The sequence below is a fragment of the Methylocystis sp. sgz306128 genome, from assembly GCF_056032725.1.
Map to the genome: position 1 here is coordinate 193476 of NZ_JBVYWO010000006.1, position 17181 is coordinate 210656.

A 17181-nucleotide genomic window follows, 5' to 3' on the forward strand; every position below is an offset into this window, starting at 1 on the left:
TATCGTTTCCAAAAAAAGATGTTGTATTGATCGCTCAGTTCAATAACATGATTTTGATGATAAATAACGGCGTGACAATTTGCCTATTGCTGAAAAGACTTGCCCCATTTGCAATTCGAGCATGGTACTTCGTACTGCTCGCCGAGGTATAAACGCGGGTGGCCAGTTTTGGGGATGTTCCAAATATCCCACTTGCAGAGGCATCGTTACAGCTGACAAAATTAATACCAAGGGATCGAATGAAACAAGAAACTCTTCATTTGCAAATTTTACTGAAGAGCTTGCTATTGAACCCGTTCATTGGCGGGATGCAATCCCGCGAGATCAATACTATAGCGAGTACGTATCAATTGGCGCTGCCCCCAGCTTCGCTGTCGAACATCGGGCGCTGCAGGAACCTAGCATTCAACGGATTGCTTCTCAGACACTTTTGTTAAGCCGAAAAGTTAAAGTTCAAGATGTATCAGAAGAACAAAAGACGATATCGAGTATTATCCAGAAACTTCTCACACGTGGCACAATGCCTCTTTGTACACTGCGTGTAGAAGAAGCTTTGGTTCATTTACCTGGCATTGCTGAAAATATCGCCAAACTTGGTGATAAAAATATTGAAGTCGGTTGGCGATGGATTGCTAAACATCCGAAAGGCCTGTCACGTGAAATCGCAGATGCCTATGCCTACAGATCTTCGATCTCCGAAGATGATGTTTCCGTATTGACCAATAATATTCTGGGTGAAGTTCTAAACGGAGACAATGAAAAATATTTCTTTTCAAAATGGCTTACACGGACACTGGGCCGAACTGCATTGCACTGGATTACTCCACAAGCTGAACTTGATCTAATCTTAGCTTCTGCTGGCATTGAACAATCGGGACAGCGGAAAATAGATTTCTTGTTTTGCCACCCAACTGGAGGAACAATCGCTATCGAACTGGATGGTGAAGACCATGCATTAAAAGTTAAATCAGACGAATTACGAAATATTCAACTAGCAGATGCCGGGATCAAGACTTTCCGCATTCCAAACAGTGAGATAAAGGTGGGCAATGGTCCAAACCTAAGTCAACTTGAGCGGATTCTTAGATCTGCACTAACACCAACGTCTGAAAACATTCTAGCTACTGGAATACCGCTCGCAATAAACGCATCTTGTATGGCGGCGCGATTTCAATTTGCTCTAGCACGAGCACTAAGTTCCGGACAGCTTGAAATACGAACAGACAAGTGGAACCTTGCCGTTCGCTCTGACCTTGTTGACTTGGAGATTTTCCAAGCAGCCGCAAATGACTTCGCCGACATGTTAGAGGCACTAACATCCTTGTACCTCGGCTCGCCACGAAAAATTACAATCAAGTGTATAGCCGATATCAAAACCACTGAATCAATCAACCTCAGTATAGCAGCCTTCGCGACAGAAAGCCCCATTACGATAAGCCTTCTAAAACTGAACGAGGACTTCGCTTTCTGCCCTGCTTTAGCTCCAGTCGAATTCGCTACGGATAAAAATCAAGTTTCTAGCCGAATATCGTTAACATGCAGAGATGACGCTCTCATCTCATCAGCTCTTCTGTTTTTCCTACAAAATCTTTTTCGCAAACGTGCCTTCAGGGAACTGCAAGCAGAAGCCATTCGCAATGTACTCGCTAGACAAGATACAGTCACGCTGCTTCCGACCGGAGCAGGTAAGAGTATAATTTATCAGCTCGCGGGTTTGTTACAGGGTGGTATCACGCTCGTAGTCGACCCAATCGTTGCATTGATTGAAGACCAAATACTTGGCTTGGCTCGCGTTGGAATAAATAAGGCCGGCGCACCGCCTTCAGGCTTAAATAAAGCTGAAGACCGCAAAAAGTGGTTGCGGGCTGTTGAAAGAGGTGATTATCAATTCATTTTGATGTCGCCTGAAAGGTTACAGATGGCAGATACGCGAGAGGCGCTTCGTTCCTTAGCAGAAATTACATTCATAAACCTTGCCGTTATCGACGAAGCTCACTGCGTCTCAGAGTGGGGACATAACTTTCGATTTTCATACCTTAATCTAGCTGACAACCTGAGAAATTACTGTCGTAACCTCCACGGGGAAAGCCCGACCTTGCTAGCTCTGACGGGAACTGCATCAAGGTCTGTGCTTCGCGAACTTCTTACTGAGCTTAAGATTGGTAAAGACAATAGCGATGCTTTGATCCGTCCACTTAACTTCGATCGGACCGAACTCAAATTCCATATAACGAAGGTTGGCTCCGGCGGAGATAGTTCGGCATTGTTGCGAGGTATTCTTAACAGTCTCCCCGCCAAATTTAATGTGCCGACTGGTGAATTTTTTCAGCCCGCAGGAACAGCAACAAACTCCGGTATCGTATTTACGCCGTTCGTCAACGGCCGGACGCACGGGCTAATTGCGGTAAAGTCAGCAATCGAGACAGCGGTTAAAGCGCCGATAACAATTTACGCTGGGTCGGCTCCAAACGGCATTAATCTTGCTGCATGGGAAAAAGAAAAACGAGTGAATGCACAGAGATTCAAGGACAATGAAGCTTCCATTCTCGTAGCGACCAAAGCCTTTGGTATGGGCATCGATAAACCGAATATTCGTTGGACAATCCATATGGGAGTCCCCTCCTCAATGGAAGCTTTTTATCAAGAGGCAGGCAGAGCAGGTCGAGACAAGAACCTGGCCTACTGCAGCTTAATTTTTTCTGAGGTTGATGCTGACTCGACCGATAAGGTACTTGCTAGCCAAGGTACATTGGACGATCTGCGTAAGGCGTCCGCTTCATTCAAAAATAATAATGATGATATAAGCCGCGCATTATTTTTTCACTTAAACGCCTATTCTGGCGTCGACGAAGAGATTAAAGAAGTTTTGAAAGTGCTTCAGATAATTGGAAGCAGGAACGAACGTAAAAATGTCGAAGTTCCATTTACAAATGACTCCAAAGCGTCCGTCGAGAGAGCTATCCTAAGGTTAATAAAAACCGGCATCGTTGATGATTTGGAAGTCAATTACGGCAGCGGTTATTTCACTCTGAGGGTGCCCGTTTTTGATTTTGATCGTGCTCGCAAACAGATTGAGCAATATATCAATGACTCCCAACCTGCCCGTTTGAAAAAAATTGTCCAAGAGATTGACCAAATTAAAGAATATGATCGGGACACGCAACCTCTAGAGCTTTGTCGTTTAATAATTAACTTTGCCTATGACGTCATCGAGCGTTCGCGCAGGAGAATGCTTTACGAAGCGATACTACTTGGTCGTAATTATTCCACTGATAACGAAATACGTCAATATCTGCTGGATTACCTTCAAGAGGGACTGGGCGCCGAGCAAATTGCAGCCTTGGCCGAGCAGAAAGAGATAGACTTTGGTGCATGGATCGATCTGTTTGAGAAAATCTCAACGCCTTTGGATGCGGGTGAACTACGCGGTATGATAATCCGTCTGCTTGAAACCTTTCCAGACCACCCTGGCATGTTGGTGGCTCGTGGGCTCTCTGAATCGCTGGTTGCCATGCCTGACCAAACGCTAATCCGCGATAGCCTGCTCTCAGCACTAGATAGCGGAAAAAATAGATATTCGATCATCACCGACAAGCTCTATGAACTGCTTGAAAATTTAGTAAACTTGGCAAGTTCAAAATCAGTACACTTGCGAATACCACTATTAGACGTAATCCAAAAATTTTCGACAATCAGCGAAGACAAAAAGGCAAGGCTCTGGGACCAAATCAGAGATTATTCGGCAGGATGGGACCAGACGTCGAAATTTTGCGTCTCCGCTATCACAGCTGACGAACTTATTAAGCCTTCACTGCGCAGGGCCACTACAGCAGTAAAGCACTTTGCAGATATCAAACGTAAATTAAACTGAGGGCATAATGTCGGACATTATTGAAGAGCTTCTGGAGTCGTTTCGCAGATCAAGTGAAAAGCTCGCTGAGCTCAGCGAGGGACTCGAAGAACTCCAAAGCGCTCAAGATCTTATTGAACAACTTTCATCAAATTTGAGCGCGGCCGCGCGGTCTCTTCAGGGCACAGCAACGTCGCACAGCGAATTTATCAAATCAGCGCAATCTACCAACGCCCAACTAGCTAAGGTCGTCAAAGTTCTTAAAGACTTAGACACAATTTCGATAAATGGTTCGTTATCTATGATTGTTAACGTCGTAAACGAAAATAGGTTAAAGCTCTCGAATGTAACCACAGCGTTAAGTGATGCAGAGCGCAAGGCTACGCTTTCGGAGGCCAAGCTAGCCCAACTTTCAAAGCAACTTGAAACAACCCTCTCAGCAAATGCTTCACTCTCGACACAGCTTGCAGAGGTTCATAAGGCGATCACTAATCGGACCAATAAATTTGAACTCTCGGCAGGAGCTCGCCACAAAACGGTGATGTTTTTATTGCTAATTTCCTTAGCTACGTCTGCCGCTTTAGTCGCAAAGTTATTCCATTTTCTGCCAATTTGATTGATTTTCTGGGCCGCGCCCAGTTGAGACAACGAACCGCACTTTGGCGGCCACGGTCGTGGGGGCCAGTTTGTGGGCCTGCAGCACATACGCCACCACTGAACTTTCATCCAGCGGCGACTAGAGCCTCGGCGTGTTTTACGCCTGTTGGCGCGGGTTGAGCAATCTGAGATCGACCGAACAGGTCAGGAAGGTTGATCACAGATTGCGGAGGGCGTGGCGGCATGGACCGCCGGCGGAATATAGCCCAGTGCCGAATGAGGCCGCCGGGTATTGTAGTCTTCGGCCCATCTGGCGAGGAGCAGGCGCGCGTGATCGAGGCCCTTGAACAGGCTCTCGTTCAGCAATTCGTCCCGCATGCGACCATTGAAACTTTCACAAAACCCGTTCTGCATCGGTTTGCCCGGAGCGACAAAATGCTAGGTGATTTTGGTTTCCTGCGCCGAGGCCAGCACGGCATTTGAAGTGAATTCGGTGCCATTGTCGGAAACAATCCTGCCCGGCTTGCCGCGTCTTTCAACCAAAGCCGTCAGTTCCCGCGCCAAGCGGCGTCCTGAAATTGATGTATCTGGGATGGCCGCCAAACATTCGCGGGTAACATCATCAACGATGTTCAGGATGCGGAAGCGCTGGCCATTAGCGAACTGGTCTGGACAAAGTCCAGAAACCAGCGTGCATTTGCTCTGGCTTCAACCAGTGTTGGTGCCCTTGTGCCCACAGCGCGGCGGTTCCAGCGGTCAAAGCGCGAGGTCGCGATTTACCTGCTCGCACGAAGCGTCGCCACACAGAACAACTATGCCGCCCGGGTTATGCGACAAATCGGTATCGTTATGGAGGAATAAGCGCTCGCGATCCTTTACCCCCAGTTCAGCACCCCGCTGTCGAACATAGTACATTTTCAGGGCCGCCCTTGCCTCAAAGGCGGCCCTGAGATGATCGTGAGCCGGACTGATTTCACAAAAAATTTCAAGGCGGATTCTGCTGATGTTCCTGCGCAACTCGGCTTTTCGGCCATTAAAAAGTGGAATCACCGGAACGAAAATCAGTGCGAATGCGCTGCCCACACAGCAAGGGCGTAGACATGCAAGGACAGAATCTGACACCCCGTTGCGTTATCAACCAACAGACAGCGACAGGAACCTATCCCGGCAATAAGCAGCACGGAGTTGCGGCATGACAAAGATCGTTCGGATCGAAATTCAGGACCAGTTCGGCGCCTGGCAGACATACACGCGTGTCTCGTCCATACCATCCAGCATCAAACAAGCGCTGCAAACTGCGCTGAAGCAGCAATTGGCATTGAAGTCGAAAAAGGTTCGCGCTGTCGACGACAAAACCGGACAGCTGATGGACATTCTGCAAGGCTGAAGCCTTCCCAGGATCAATCTCTGCAAAAAATTCAGGACCGACTTAACCCCCGGTCATTCGACGACTGGATAATAAGGTGCGCCCCAATCCTCATGCGGGTGATCCATCATCAGATCGATAAAAATTGGCAGCAGAAAATTCAATATTGCACGACCATCGCGCACCTGCTCCCGATTGACCGAGCTGTTCCAAGTCGCGCCGCCATGGATGATCTGGTTGCGCAAAACATATAGCCGATCAAACAAGGTCACCAGAATGGTGCGCGTATCGAATGAGGAGAGCGCCTTGTGCAGCCGTTTGCGGCTTTTCTGAAAACGCTCCTCCCAGTCCTCGTGGCCGGGCTGTTTATTGTGAAAGCACCAGAACGACTGAAAGACATATTTGTTGTCGATCAGGAGGCGGATCGGCCCCGGAAACTTCAACCACAAGGCGTCATAAATCACCTGCTTGCGGTCAAGTACGATCAGCTTGGCAAAATAATCGTCAAACTGGTTCCGCTCGCCACCGGCTGGATTCTGTTTGATCTCTTCACTGTAGGCCGCATTGAACGCGATCCACAAAAATATGAAGCACGCATCATCATCGTTTTGCGCCAGCTCGGCGCGATGCAACCAGCTGAGCGCGCGATGAACCCTCAGCCCGAGTCCAACAGGAAATTCATGCCGCAAGGCGCGCTGTTTTTCTTTCAAGGCCAGATGGTTCATGTTTCGGCATCCTCGACAATTGGGTCGACACAAAGCTGTAGCTACAAATTCATCTGTGAAACTTGAACAAATTAAGCCGAATTCGACGCAAGCACCTTGAGTGAATTTATTCGTAAATTGGCCAATTGGAAGACCGGAGTTTATCGGGAACGCCTGGGACCAGCGGCGAGCCGTCAGGGCTTGCACAGGCACGATTTCCTTCATCCAACCGACATCGCCGGCGTCGAAAGCACCCAAAATGAATTTTTAAGGCATCACGTGACATATTTTGTCACCCAAACTCGTCATTTTAAAAAATAATAATTAGGGGATCCCCCGCATGTCCTTTGCCAAAGCCGAACAATTGCTTGATCTGGCGACCATGGTGTCCGCGCGCCATCAGGGCGTGATGCTTGATGAAGTCATGGAGCGATACGAGATCTCCTTGCGCACAGCCCAGCGCATGATGCGGGCGCTGGAGCTGCGCTTTCCCGACGTCGAGAGCTGGCAGGACGGCGATGGCCGCAAGCGCTGGAAAATGATCGGCGGACATCTGCGCGAATTGCTGTCCGTCAGCGCCGACGAACTCGCCGCGCTTGATCTTGGCCTCAACCACCTCGTGCGCTCGGGTCTCGCGCTCGAAGCCAAGGCGCTTGCCTCGCTGCGCGAGAAAGTCCTCTCGATGATCCCGCGCCAGAAATTCAACCGGATCGGGCCCGATTATGATGCCATCCTTGAAGCCCAGGGCTTTGTCGCCCGGCCAGGGCCGCGTCCCCGCGTCGATGAACAGATTGCAGCGACGATTGCCGAAGCCATCAAGGCCTGCAAGTTCATCGACATTACCTACCGCTCGCATTTCGACGAAGAACCCAAGATCCGGCGGGTTGCACCTTATGGGCTTCTCTCCGGCCCGCGTCGCTATCTGGTCGCACATGATCCGGGCAGCCGGCGCGATGGTGCCATCAAGACCTACCGGGTGGAAGCCATCAGTGCTGCGAGTCTGACCGACCGGTTTTTCATCCGGCCGGATGATTTCGACCTGCAGGCCTTTGCCGCCAAGGGCTTTGGGCTTTATCAGCGCGAAGAAGAATATGGCGAGGTGGAATGGCGTTTTACCCCCGAGGCGGTCGAACAGGCCCGCGGCACGCTGTTTCATCCGTCCCAGACTGAGGAACTCCAGCCCGATGGTTCCCTGAAGATCCGGTTCAGGGCGGCAGGCCATCTGGAAATGGCCTGGTATCTCTATCAATGGGGCGACAAGGTCGAGGTCATCCGGCCACAAAGCCTGCGTGACATGGTTGAAGGCTACATGCGTTCAGATTTTCCGGCGCTGCCCTAGGCCAAACGCCGCAATCGAGCCGGCTTCCTGAAGCCCGCAGCAAACAACCGGAGCCCGCAAGGCGGCCGGAGGGAGAGATCTGCCGTGCATTTCATCATCATTGGCATACTCATCTGGATCGGCCTCGCCATTGCGCCCTTAGTGGTCAGCTGGATCATTCTGCTGATCCCCTTCGTACTTGGTGCCTTTATCGGCGGACTTGTCATCGGCGGCTTGACGGGCAGACCGGGCGGGTTCCTCTTCGGGGCCATCATTTGCGGGTTTCTGCCCTATATCTGGCGGAGCCGAAAATAAGGACGAATGACCGAATCTGTCATCCCTGCCACCTAGCCTGTTCAGGCATCGAAATCGTCGATCGCCAATGAACGGGGCAACTCAATGAACTGCCAAACTCACTTTTCCGCCAAGACCATTTCGCTCAAGGCCGCGACCCTGTTGTGCGTTACGAGCTTGGCTCTTGCAGGCTGCGCCACCAATCCGGACAATATTTCCGCGTCCTATGTCTCGCCAATTCAATATGAATCCTATTCCTGCCCGCAATTGCGCGAAGAGGCTTCGCGTGTTTCCAGCAAGGCCGCGGAAATCAGCGGTGTGCAGAGCAGCAAAGCGACCGGCGATGCCGTTGCCATGGGGGTTGGTCTGGTGCTGTTCTGGCCCAGCCTGTTTTTCATCAAGGGCGATGGCACCACGGCCGCTGAAGTCGGGCGTCTGAAGGGTGAAATGGATGCAATCGAACAGGCAAGCATCAAGAAAAAATGCGGCATCGAATTCAAGAAGGACACTCAGCCCGCCGCCATGCCGGCAAAGTGAAAATCCAGCTCGGACCAACATGATCAGGCTCTGATTGGTCCCCTATTGCAGAGCATGGCGACGAATTCAAATCATTCGTCGCCGTGCGTACATGCCTTTACTGCGTACCGGGCAAATTAGCCCGCTTTTTCATTTTTTAACCCGCACTTACGGTCTCACAGCAGAGTGGCAGGCTTTCACGAACACGCCTGTCGAAATCAGAGGGAATTTCGGAGCAGATCTGCACGAAATTCAATTTTCACATCATCACTCAGTTTAGGCTTTGCGAATGACGTGGTTCGTCGGGAAATTTGTCTGGCGCATCAGACATGAGCCTTGTTTCCTGAAATAATGGCTGCCAAGCTTGCGCCAGTTCCTGGGCGCGGACAAAATCTTCGCTCCCTAACCTATCCTTCAAGGATGCCAGACAATTCTGGGCAGCCGCCTTGTTTTTTCCGTCAGGAAGACCCGCAATAGCAAGAATGGCAAATTTCGCGGCGTCGATAAGCATTGCGCTATCGACGGCTGTAGATTCAAAAAGCGTTGCAAGACTGAGGTAGGCTGTCGGCTCGCCTCGCTCTGCAGATCGAGCATACCAATAGCTGGCATAAACTTCAGACTTTGCGACATGCGCCCCGACTTCGTATTGATCACCGAGGTTGTTCTGAGATCCGGCGAATCCGCCTTGCGCGGCTTCCCGATAGAGGCGAATGGCAGCTTGCGGGTTCGGTTCGGCACCCCAAAGATGACGGATAGCTGCTGAATGACGTCCAGCGAAGTCATCACCCTGGAACGCGCCGCTTTCTAGCACTTTTTCGACAAAGGCATTCAAGGCATAAATGAAGAAACCAGCCTTATAGGCAAAATCGGCCTCCCAATCGACCTCCACATTGAAATCCATTCGGAGGCATACGAATTTCTTGGAATTCCCCCCGACAGAAAATTTTGCAAAGCGAAATTCATTGTTGAAATGGTTACAGACTTCCAGAAGGCGGGAGAGATTGGATGACGGCTTGAGGTAGATACCGGCCTCAAACTGGAAAGCTGCAAAACCACGTCCCTCGTCTTCGTCCATTTCAAAAAAGAAGACCCGAAAATTCAGCCCGAGTGCGGCGCTCTCGATGAAACTTGGATTTTCCACATCACTCAATTTGCCGCGATAACCCATATCCTGCAGGATCGCAGCTGCATCTTCCGGGCGGATGTAATGTTTTCTATGATCGCTCATTTGATTTCTCTCACATAGACGGACTCGCGCTTCGTCAGCCCGCATTCAAAGAAAAAGTGGAGCCCGCTTCATTCGAAACCGTACCCACAGCTTCCTTGGCTGCGACCCATCTCGTCATTCCCGCATCAATCCGCCACTGCTTCTTCTGACGATCCACGCATTGCGGGGCGAATTCACCAAACTGGACCATTTCCAATATCCAAACCTCGCTCCACCAGCCGAAGCACTATGGGCGGCATCGTAATTTGCGACAAAATCATAAACCATCGAAACGACAGTATTTGTCATCAAGCCGATGATCGGGAGATTACATTTTGAAAATTTTATGATCATCGAACCGCCTCCCAGGGAAGTGCGAGATCATTTCGTCCAAAATGTCCATATACTGCGGTCGGATAGTAAATCGCACGTTTTAGATCCAAAGTTTCGATGATACCCATTGGGCGTAAGTCGAATTCACCAGCGAGTCGTGCTGCAAAATCTTGATTTCCACCCGTTTCAGTTCCGAATGTCTCGACTGCAAAACTCACCGGCTCGGCAACGCCTATCGCATAAGCAAGTTGAACAAGCGCACGGCGCGCCCAGCCTCGGGCAACAACTTGCTTTGCAAGAAAACGGGCCATGTATGCTGCGGAGCGATCAACCTTCGAGGGGTCTTTTCCAGAAAACGCACCACCTCCGTGCGGCGCGGTGCCTCCATAAGTGTCCACGATGATTTTGCGTCCCGTGACGCCGACATCACCCTTTGGTCCGCCCGTGACAAAACGGCCTGTTGGATTGATGAGGGTACGAAATGTTGACGAGCGCAGCTCAACCGGAATCACTGGGTCAATAATGTGCTGTTGAACCGCAAAACGCAGATCGTCCAGCGCGACCGTTGCATCATGCTGTGTCGAGAGCACAACGGCTTCAATCTCCATTGGCCTGCCATCGATATATCGGAAGGTTACTTGCGATTTGGCGTCCGGTTGGAGCCAAGGCAGTAATCCGCTTTTTCGTACTTCCGCTTGTCTGCGAACAAGTTCGTGCGCATAGATGATCGGAGCGGGCATCAATTGGTCTGTCTCGTCGCAGGCGTAGCCAAACATCAGGCCTTGATCGCCGGCGCCAAGGACACCATCCGCGCGATCAACGCCTCGGCCAATATCCAGCGACTGGCCGTTGAACCGGATTTGTACCTCACAACCATCGGGATCAATTCCGGTTTCAGCGCTATGATAGCCCGTCTCATGCAAGACCTGGCGAACCAAGTCGGTGGCTCGCTCGCGCACCGTCTGAAAATCTTCAAAACGTTTGGTCTTGAACTCGCCGGCAACTATCACGCATTGGTCGGCGATCAAGGTCTCGCAAGCCACACGGGCGTCTGCATCGAGCGCAAGAAAAGCGTCGAGAATCTTGTCTGATATCCGATCTGCCAATTTATCTGGATGACCTTCGGATACGGATTCAGACGAGAAAAGTCCATTAAGAATAGACATTCCGTTTTCCTTTTAGCCATTTTGACCCGATGTCAGGGCTGCAATTTGGATCAAATCGCCAACTTAAAAATGGTTGCAGCCATTGATCAGCGAAGCAGCATGAGCTGGGGAACAGCATCTCGGCCTATCCAAATCACGGCATCCTGTTGATACTGAATTCCGATAGAGCGTGCGGCCATTTCATCAAGGCCGAGTGCAAGATAGCTAGGTTCAGCTGGCCATCGCCCGTCTGGATCTGCTCCAGCGCCTTCAACCACTGGTGAGGTTAAGGCAGCAAGATGTTCACCTAGCCGCCGATTGGCGGCCTGATTGGTCAAATTGTCCCGGATTTCACCGAACGGATTATAGGCGGTGATAAAAACACCACACCATCTATTGGCAGACCGGTAGAGCGCATTTAACTGCGGCGAGTATTCACCAATCCTTAGTGTGAAGGCGTCGGGGCCAAGACCCACACGATAATGGGTTCCCATGTAAGCAGCGATTTTATTGCTCGATATTTCAGTCTGCGTCATACACCGTCTCCGCTCGGGAGGGTCGACGCCATCCCGCTTGTTTGCTCTTTCTGAGCCTCATCCCCTTTCGGGAGGCCACCTTGCCCGGGAAGGCAGGTTGGCTTGGGTCTCTACCCAATCCTAATGATGCTCGTACTTTATATCAGTACATTCGTTTGTCAAGACGAACGAAAGCAAGCTCTCCCGTCCTTTTCTCGTCGGCGGGAAATATTTGAAATGTAGAACAATAACATACCATTAAATCTGGCACCGACCTGAGCCCCTGGCGCCAAGCGAGCCCAGGTTTTCGAACCACTTCAAAATGATCGGAGCCGCCAGGGCTGCCGCAGGAGAGATTTGCCGTATATTTCCTCATCATTGGCATACTTATCTCGATCGGCCTCATCATCGCGCCCCCTGTCGTCAGCTGGATAATAATGCTTATCCCGTTCGTGCTAGGCGCGCTCGTCGGCGCCCTCGTCTTCGGCGGTTTGACAGGCCAAGTCTCCGACCTCGCGTTTGGCGCCATTATCTGCAGCTTCCGGCTCTATGTCTGGCGGAGCCGTAAATGATGAGACATGACCGAATCTGACACCTGACTTCACTAGTTTCGCCTTCAACAAATCTAGGGGCAAACATGAAAAGACTATTCGGGTTCGTATGTGTCAGCGCACTGGCCTTGGCCGGCTGCATGCCGACGGAAAAAATCGAGTTCCATGCGGCAAGTAATCAGACAGCCATCGTGCGCGACGGCATGCCGGCCATCGTCTCGCGACTCAGGAATTCAATTGTGATGGTCAGTCCGGCGGCCCGCGATCCCCATGCCGGCAATCGTCAGGTCTTTGTCATTGCCGCAACCAACCTCACAAGAGCCCCGCTCGATCTCAGGATTGCCGATATTTCCGCAACTCAGACCCTTAAAGACGGCGGCTCGATTGATCTGCCGGTTATTCCTTATGAGCAGCTGGTAAGCGAAGAGCGCTCGCGTCAGGTGATCAGCGCCTTGGCGACCGGTCTTGCAGCCGGAGCCAACAGCTACTCAGCTTCGCGCGCCGGCTATGGCACGGCGAATGCGACAATCTATGGGCCTTATGGCACACGGACGATCTCGGCGTCCTATTATGACCCCGCAGCTGCGGCCATTGCCCAGAGCAACGCCAGTTTCCAGAACGAAGCCATGATTGCCGGTACGATCGAAACCGGACGCCGCAACATGGCCGCCCTTGAAGCTACTGTTCTCAAGGACAATACCCTGATGCCCGGCGAATGGATCGGCGGGCGCGTTTATTTCTGGCCCTTGTCCACTCAAACCAATGCCGAAAAAGTTTTCACCATCACCGTGCACCTCGCAGGAGAAACCCATGTCATTCATGTGTCGCAGAGCGAAGCAGGCGCTCCTCGCTGAGGGCAGTTTATCTCAACAAAACTCGCAATATCCGCGGGCTTTTGCCAATACCTCAGCAACTGGAACAATATTTGCCAAGCCGGATTTTTAGCATATCAATAATGGAATAATCTGGCCTCCAACCAGACGGCGGATATCATGACATCACAGCCCGAGAAAAATCCTCCGCTCAACGATCGCGCTGCGCTGGAAGCTTTAGCGAGCTTTCTCCCAAGATTCATGGAGAAAAATGCTGACTTCGGACATTTCGCCGAAACTCGGGGCAGCGGCACGGCGGATGATCCGATTCAGATGCCGGCATTTCTGTCGACGCCCCTTTTGGATGATTTCCTTCGAAGCATATATGAATGGGGCTGGATCGAGAAAGACAAGGACTGGATAGCCTGGTCGAAGACAAGCGAAGCCAATCGCTTGCTTTCGGACAATAAAGCCATAGCCACGGCGGATGTTGACCAAATTTCGCTCGTTCTGACAACTTTGGCACGCGCAGATCGTTTTGCAGAGGGCACTTTGGAGGCCCGTTTCAAATCGGGCACATTAACCGCCATTGCTCAAAGAGCTCACGATATTTTGAATAATAACGAACCTGTATCTGGTATTTTGAGGCGCATGCCTTGGTAAGATATTTTATAATTTATAATATAAATTAATATATAATTATAAAAATATAATTTTATTTATAAAAATTATTAATTTTTTTGGTTAAATTTATTTCTAATTAAAATTATACATAAATCCAGGAGGTACTATGCCTTACATTCCTCGCCTACATATACCAATGCGGCAGCCTGAAGATGTAATTCCATTTCTTGCATCTCCAGAAAATTGGAAATGCGGGTATTCAGCAAAATCGACTGCCAAATCCTGGTTCCGCGCAAATTTGCATGAAAACGGGTTACCAGATCTCGTGAGTGTAACATTGGCAGGTAACAGCCGCTTCGCAGAGGCAGAACTGGTGGACGCGTTCCTGGAACAGCAAGTTGAATTGCGTGATGCATTTCGGCCGTCGCAGGTTGATGTGCTGGCGATTGTCGGATTGCCCGATGAAATTGCCGTGATGGCGGTTGAAGGCAAGGTGAAAGAGAGTTTTGGTCCTTTGGTGTCTGACTGGCTCAAGGATGCCTCAAATGGCAAAACTGAACGGTTGAACAGCCTTGCACGGACATTGGGCCTCGACCCCTCGCAATGTCACCCGCTCAGATATCAATTGCTGCACAGAACGGCGTCTGCAATCTATGAAGCGCAGCGTTACCGCGCCAAAGTGGCAATCATGATGGTTCATTCATTTGATCCAGAGGACCAGGGCGTGGACGACTTCAAACGATTTGCAACACAAATGAAACTTCCGGATGCTGCCGCCACACGCATAGTTGGCCCTGTCGTATGCGAAGGCGTGGAGCTCTATCTGGGTTGGACGGCAGATCGTGAAGCGAACGACGGTTATTATATCGAAAACGGCCGCAAACGAGATGCTGGCCTCTATGAGTAAAATCTAAACATAATGCATCGTAGAAAGCGTCGCGCCTTATCCCAAAGTTTTAAACTACAGAAGCATCAATAACCTCCGTGAAGTTTAAGTCCAATTTGCAGAAACATCATGAGCCGTCCTCAAGGTCATACAATCAATATCTTCCGAACGAACGAAATCGAGACGAATTGACACCAAGGCATCAGACTTGTTCCGCAGACGATAAGCGGCAAATTTCCGATTATCAAATCGGCCAAACATGCTTCAATGAGTAAAAAAAATTGGTTCTCAAAAATAAATTTCGAATTCAGTCGAAATTTCAGAAGCTTATGCGACATTTTTCGTTGGCGGCCATACTGACAAAAATGAGGTCATGCCATGCAAGATCTGGTCAGCAAATTTGAAATGGCAATGTTTTCCATTTACCAGCGCGCAAAATCGGAGGCAGGATATAATGCGACCATATTTCTCCGAATGCTCCATGAAAAAGGCGGGCTTGCGACAGCCAAATATCTCGTCAATTCGTCACATCCCTCGGAAGGTTACACACATCTTTTCGAGCGTGGTCGCCTTGATCTGACTCTTGAAGCGTTGATCGTCGAGAACCCACGATGGCATGCGTTGTTCGACGAGCAAGAACTCGTCAAGGCGCGCAATCGTTTGCAACAATATGGCTATAAAGTGCGCTCAGCCGGTACGGATCCAAAAACTGGCATGTAGCCAGATGCCGCAAAATATCATTCCATAGGTGGCTTATGACGATCTATCACTTGCCGACGAAGGCGCTGTTGCGTGAATGGGCCGAGCGACATCTTGGAAAAGATCAAATTTTCTCGGTAGATGCCCCGATTGATTGGTTCGCAAAGCATTATCCCGACACAAGAAGTACGACTGTGCGGGCTCATGTTGAAATGATGAGCGTCAACAGCCGTAACCGCCAACATCACTCAAATGTGAATCCTCATAGCGATCACAATTTATTCTTTAAGGTTGGACCTAATAGATACCGACTGTGGAATAAAGAAACGGATCCTTCGCCCATTTATAAATCGACAATTGCGAAAACAAAAATCGTGCCGAGAACGCAAAGCGAAATTTATCCTGTTAAAGCTCCAGCATTCCGGGACGTCATAAATATCGCGACTAAATTTTTTAAAAGCAAATTCGAAGCAATATCTCATAGTCACGATGGCGGCGTCAGTGCCCCTCATAATGAGCTCACCTCAACAAACAACAAAGATTTGGATTTCCGGCAGGCTCTCGTGCTGATTTCCTGCGTAAAATCCAAGAAACCTCAAGCAGCTCCTGCACGAGATTTATATACATCGCCATGGTTCAAGGGGGTACGGGATTACGTTGAACATCATGGCGGCGATTGGCTTTTGCTTTCATCCAGATATGGACTTGTGCGTCCCGATCAAAAAATTGAACCCTATGATTATACGCTTAATGCGGTTGATGTTGCGACCCGGCGAGCCTGGGCGAATGAGGTGCTCAATAAATTATTGCCTGAACTGAAAGGAAGGACGCGCATCATCTTTTTTGCCGGCGAGAGATACCGGGAATTCCTCATTCCACCATTGCAGGCGCGCGGATACGAAATCATCATTCCGATGAACCATCTGCAACGAGGTAGGCAACTCGCGTGGTTGGCGAAGAACCGATGAATCGTCTGGACTGGGTTTCCCATTTCTATGCTCTGATTGATCAACTGGCGGTTGCTTCAAACGGGCCCGTCGCGTTCATTGAATCTCAAAAATCAGAAAGCATGGTCCGAAGCGGGGTTTATTTTTTCTTCGAACCAGCTGAAATGCGGAGCGATAGCGGTCATGGGCCGCGAATTGTTCGTGTTGGTACGCACGGATTAAGGCGAGGATCTAAGTCGACCTTGGCTCGGCGCCTCGCGCAACATCGCGGAACCAGACAAGGCTCGGGCAATCATCGAGGATCCGTCTTCCGGTCGCTTGTTGGACAAGCGCTGCTCAATCGAGGAGATCTTGAACCGTGCCCTTCCTGGGGGGAAGGAACCAACGTCGGCGCCGCAAGCCTGAAATTGAGCATTCCAAGAAGTTACATCATAAGCAATGAAGCACCCATCGAGCAGAACGTAAGCAGCTTTATGGCTTCACTGTCCTGTCTTTGGCCCAAAATTGATGACGCGCCCGGACCTGACAGTTTGCGCGGTTATATCGAACGAAATGTCATTGGCTTGCTGAGCAATTGCAGACGGCCTCCCCTGGATCCTCCATCGTCAAATTGGCTTGGGCAATACTCCAATAAAATTTTGGTTCGTGAGGCAGGGCTCTGGAACCAACAACATGTCGATTAAAACTTTGAACCTCAATTCTTGCGGATATGAATAGCCCCTAGAATTGTAGACACCTTGTCCCTTAAAAATGAGGCAAGGAGATCGTCATGGGTAATGCCAATTTCACAGAAGAATTCAAACAGGACGCGGTTAAA

At 50.1% G+C, this 17181-nt stretch carries 17 protein-coding genes, 1 pseudogene and 1 riboswitch; of the genes and pseudogenes, 12 read left to right on the forward strand and 6 right to left on the reverse strand.

What is annotated here, in order from left to right; genetic code table 11:
- Nucleotides 1–79: 79 nt before the first annotated feature.
- Together AC0N03_RS11635 and AC0N03_RS11640 are read left to right on the forward strand one after the other, a co-directional pair.
- The gene (locus AC0N03_RS11635; protein WP_474288936.1) at nt 80–3871 is read left to right on the forward strand and encodes a RecQ family ATP-dependent DNA helicase; all 3792 of its coding nucleotides are present in this window, start codon (nt 80–82) and stop codon (nt 3869–3871) included.
- 7 nt (nt 3872–3878) lie between these two features.
- Entirely contained in the window at nt 3879–4466 is a 588-nt protein-coding gene (locus AC0N03_RS11640; protein ID WP_474288937.1) for a coiled-coil domain-containing protein, read from the forward strand.
- 106 nt (nt 4467–4572) lie between these two features.
- Here the strand turns inward: AC0N03_RS11640 and AC0N03_RS11645 are convergent.
- Nucleotides 4573–5193: pseudogene (locus AC0N03_RS11645) on the reverse strand (integrase core domain-containing protein); the annotation flags it as partial.
- 446 nt (nt 5194–5639) lie between these two features.
- On the opposite strand from AC0N03_RS11645, the gene AC0N03_RS11650 reads away from it, so the two are divergent.
- On the forward strand, nt 5640–5834 hold the full coding sequence (locus tag AC0N03_RS11650) for a hypothetical protein (protein WP_474288939.1): 195 nt from the start codon (nt 5640–5642) through the stop codon (nt 5832–5834).
- A 53-nt stretch (nt 5835–5887) separates the two neighbouring features.
- Here the strand turns inward: AC0N03_RS11650 and AC0N03_RS11655 are convergent, their stop codons facing one another.
- On the reverse strand, nt 5888–6775 hold the full coding sequence (locus AC0N03_RS11655; RefSeq protein ID WP_474288940.1) for a hypothetical protein: 888 nt from the start codon (nt 6773–6775) through the stop codon (nt 5888–5890).
- Nucleotides 6776–6857: 82 nt separating this feature from the next.
- On the opposite strand from AC0N03_RS11655, the gene AC0N03_RS11660 reads away from it, so the two are divergent.
- The 3 genes from AC0N03_RS11660 to AC0N03_RS11670 all read left to right on the forward strand — a co-directional run bounded on the left by AC0N03_RS11660 (nt 6858) and on the right by AC0N03_RS11670 (nt 8666).
- Nucleotides 6858–7856, forward strand: a complete 999-nt coding sequence (locus AC0N03_RS11660; protein ID WP_474288941.1) for a helix-turn-helix transcriptional regulator — start codon at nt 6858–6860, stop codon at nt 7854–7856.
- A gap of 84 nt (nt 7857–7940) precedes the next feature.
- A complete protein-coding gene (locus tag AC0N03_RS11665; protein WP_474288942.1) occupies nt 7941–8150 on the forward strand; it encodes a hypothetical protein in 210 nt (69 codons plus the stop codon).
- An 84-nt stretch (nt 8151–8234) separates the two neighbouring features.
- Entirely contained in the window at nt 8235–8666 is a 432-nt protein-coding gene (locus AC0N03_RS11670; protein WP_474288944.1) for a hypothetical protein, read from the forward strand.
- Between the two features lie 250 nt (nt 8667–8916).
- On the opposite strand, the gene AC0N03_RS11675 is transcribed toward AC0N03_RS11670, so the two are convergent.
- The 4 genes from AC0N03_RS11675 to AC0N03_RS11690 all read right to left on the reverse strand — a co-directional run bounded on the left by AC0N03_RS11675 (nt 8917) and on the right by AC0N03_RS11690 (nt 11866).
- The gene (locus AC0N03_RS11675) at nt 8917–9873 is read right to left on the reverse strand and encodes a tetratricopeptide repeat protein (protein WP_474288945.1); all 957 of its coding nucleotides are present in this window, start codon (nt 9871–9873) and stop codon (nt 8917–8919) included.
- A gap of 34 nt (nt 9874–9907) precedes the next feature.
- The gene (locus AC0N03_RS11680) at nt 9908–10063 is read right to left on the reverse strand and encodes a hypothetical protein (protein ID WP_474288946.1); all 156 of its coding nucleotides are present in this window, start codon (nt 10061–10063) and stop codon (nt 9908–9910) included.
- Nucleotides 10064–10202: 139 nt separating this feature from the next.
- Nucleotides 10203–11351: a methionine adenosyltransferase gene (gene metK, locus AC0N03_RS11685; protein ID WP_474288947.1), complete on the reverse strand. Its 1149-nt coding sequence runs from the start codon at nt 11349–11351 to the stop codon at nt 10203–10205.
- A gap of 86 nt (nt 11352–11437) precedes the next feature.
- Complete coding sequence (locus tag AC0N03_RS11690) at nt 11438–11866, reverse strand: DUF3293 domain-containing protein (protein WP_474288948.1); 429 nt, start codon at nt 11864–11866, stop codon at nt 11438–11440.
- Nucleotides 11867–11893: 27 nt separating this feature from the next.
- Nucleotides 11894–11998: riboswitch (SAM-I-IV-variant riboswitch) on the reverse strand.
- A 484-nt stretch (nt 11999–12482) separates the two neighbouring features.
- Between AC0N03_RS11690 and AC0N03_RS11695 the strand changes: the two genes are divergently transcribed.
- From AC0N03_RS11695 to AC0N03_RS11720, 6 genes are all read left to right on the forward strand, one after another.
- On the forward strand, nt 12483–13250 hold the full coding sequence (locus tag AC0N03_RS11695; protein ID WP_474288949.1) for a hypothetical protein: 768 nt from the start codon (nt 12483–12485) through the stop codon (nt 13248–13250).
- Nucleotides 13251–13388: 138 nt separating this feature from the next.
- Nucleotides 13389–13871, forward strand: a complete 483-nt coding sequence (locus AC0N03_RS11700; RefSeq protein WP_474288950.1) for a DUF6508 domain-containing protein — start codon at nt 13389–13391, stop codon at nt 13869–13871.
- A gap of 127 nt (nt 13872–13998) precedes the next feature.
- Nucleotides 13999–14739 (forward strand): DUF6946 family protein, encoded by a 741-nt coding sequence (locus tag AC0N03_RS11705; protein WP_474288951.1) that lies wholly within the window; start codon nt 13999–14001, stop codon nt 14737–14739.
- Nucleotides 14740–15096: 357 nt separating this feature from the next.
- The gene (locus AC0N03_RS11710; protein WP_474288952.1) at nt 15097–15438 is read left to right on the forward strand and encodes a hypothetical protein; all 342 of its coding nucleotides are present in this window, start codon (nt 15097–15099) and stop codon (nt 15436–15438) included.
- A 35-nt stretch (nt 15439–15473) separates the two neighbouring features.
- Complete coding sequence (locus tag AC0N03_RS11715) at nt 15474–16385, forward strand: DUF6884 domain-containing protein (RefSeq protein WP_474288954.1); 912 nt, start codon at nt 15474–15476, stop codon at nt 16383–16385.
- Nucleotides 16382–17047 (forward strand): GIY-YIG domain-containing protein, encoded by a 666-nt coding sequence (locus AC0N03_RS11720; protein WP_474288955.1) that lies wholly within the window; start codon nt 16382–16384, stop codon nt 17045–17047. The genes AC0N03_RS11715 and AC0N03_RS11720 overlap by 4 nt, the downstream gene beginning before the upstream one ends.
- The last annotated feature ends 134 nt before the right edge of the window (nt 17048–17181 follow it).

Bases quoted from the DNA above. Each gene is read 5' to 3' on its own strand.
- AC0N03_RS11640 (WP_474288937.1), top strand. From the start codon at position 3,879: ATGTCGGACATTATTGAAGAGCTTCTGGAGTCGTTTCGCAGATCAAGT.
- AC0N03_RS11650 (WP_474288939.1), top strand. From the start codon at position 5,640: ATGACAAAGATCGTTCGGATCGAAATTCAGGACCAGTTCGGCGCCTGG.
- AC0N03_RS11660 (WP_474288941.1), top strand. From the start codon at position 6,858: ATGTCCTTTGCCAAAGCCGAACAATTGCTTGATCTGGCGACCATGGTG.
- AC0N03_RS11670 (WP_474288944.1), top strand. From the start codon at position 8,235: ATGAACTGCCAAACTCACTTTTCCGCCAAGACCATTTCGCTCAAGGCC.
- AC0N03_RS11675 (WP_474288945.1), bottom strand. From the start codon at position 9,873: ATGAGCGATCATAGAAAACATTACATCCGCCCGGAAGATGCAGCTGCG.
- AC0N03_RS11680 (WP_474288946.1), bottom strand. From the start codon at position 10,063: ATGGTCCAGTTTGGTGAATTCGCCCCGCAATGCGTGGATCGTCAGAAG.
- metK (WP_474288947.1), bottom strand. From the start codon at position 11,351: ATGTCTATTCTTAATGGACTTTTCTCGTCTGAATCCGTATCCGAAGGT.
- AC0N03_RS11690 (WP_474288948.1), bottom strand. From the start codon at position 11,866: ATGACGCAGACTGAAATATCGAGCAATAAAATCGCTGCTTACATGGGA.
- AC0N03_RS11695 (WP_474288949.1), top strand. From the start codon at position 12,483: ATGAAAAGACTATTCGGGTTCGTATGTGTCAGCGCACTGGCCTTGGCC.
- AC0N03_RS11700 (WP_474288950.1), top strand. From the start codon at position 13,389: ATGACATCACAGCCCGAGAAAAATCCTCCGCTCAACGATCGCGCTGCG.
- AC0N03_RS11705 (WP_474288951.1), top strand. From the start codon at position 13,999: ATGCCTTACATTCCTCGCCTACATATACCAATGCGGCAGCCTGAAGAT.
- AC0N03_RS11710 (WP_474288952.1), top strand. From the start codon at position 15,097: ATGCAAGATCTGGTCAGCAAATTTGAAATGGCAATGTTTTCCATTTAC.
- AC0N03_RS11715 (WP_474288954.1), top strand. From the start codon at position 15,474: ATGACGATCTATCACTTGCCGACGAAGGCGCTGTTGCGTGAATGGGCC.
- AC0N03_RS11720 (WP_474288955.1), top strand. From the start codon at position 16,382: ATGAATCGTCTGGACTGGGTTTCCCATTTCTATGCTCTGATTGATCAA.